Below are 950 nucleotides of genomic sequence, written 5' to 3'. Positions count from 1 at the left end.
ACAAGACCGACGCGGCGGATGCGAAGGCGATATGGACTGCCGTTCAGCAACCTGGCATGCGCACCGTCGCAGCGAAGACAGAAGATCAGCAGGCGATGCTGAGCTTGCACCGGATGCGCTCGCAGCTCATCAAGTTTCGAACAATGCAAGTGAATCAGCTCCGTGGGTTTCTCTACGAATTTGGAGTGACGTTTCGTACAGGACGTGCGGCAGGGCTTGCCGAGGTAAGGCAGCGCATGGCGGAACTGGAAGATGCACTTCCAGCATCGATGATGCTTAATCTGCAAGACCAGTTACGACGCATCAACGCGTTCGAGGACGATATCGATCAACTCGAGAAGCGCATTGGTGCCTGGCAGAAACAGGAAGTGGCATGTCGCGCGATTTCCGACGTGCCCGGCATCGGCAGGCTAACCGCAACGGCCCTGGTAGCAACAATCGGAGACGCGAGGACCTTCAGGTCAGGACGTGAATTCGCTGCGTTCCTCGGTCTTGTTCCGCGGCAAAGTGGTACGGGCGGAAAGATTCGATTGGGCTCTATCTCCAAGCGAGGTGACCCCTACCTGCGCACACTGCTGATTCATGGAGCCCGCTCGGTCCTGTGTCACACGAAGGTACCAACAGCATGGCAGAAAGGAATTCAGGAGCGGCGCCCCGCCAACGTGGTAGCCGTCGCTCTGGCGAACAAGATCGCACGAACTGCCTGGGCGATACTGGCCCACCACAGCAGTTACGAAGCGAATCACGTCAGTGTAAGACCAGCTTAACTGTATAGACTCTGAGACCTTGATGAACCGATAGGTTGCTATGGTTGATTCCCAGTGATGGCAAAACAGGTCGGACCGCAGGAATGCAAACCTGAACACAGCCTTGTGCCTGAAGCACGTGGCCGAGATGAGGACATTCCTGGCGCATTCCATCAGGGCTCGCGGCTTCGGCCTGCGTAAAGC

The 950-nt window shown here is 56.9% G+C and carries 1 protein-coding gene; it reads left to right on the top strand.

The window, feature by feature from the left end; all coding sequences use genetic code 11:
- Window positions 1–767 (top strand): IS110 family RNA-guided transposase (locus AWB81_RS43510; protein WP_062644780.1); only part of this gene is annotated, 767 nt, incomplete at its 5' end.
- Between the last annotated feature and the right edge of the window lie 183 nt (window positions 768–950).

Origin of the sequence: Caballeronia arationis (genome assembly GCF_001544975.2) — a bacterium.
Taxonomy (GTDB): domain Bacteria; phylum Pseudomonadota; class Gammaproteobacteria; order Burkholderiales; family Burkholderiaceae; genus Caballeronia; species Caballeronia arationis.
The sequence above is the reverse complement of the archived record's forward strand: the minus strand, read 5'-3'. Positions and strand labels throughout refer to the sequence as shown.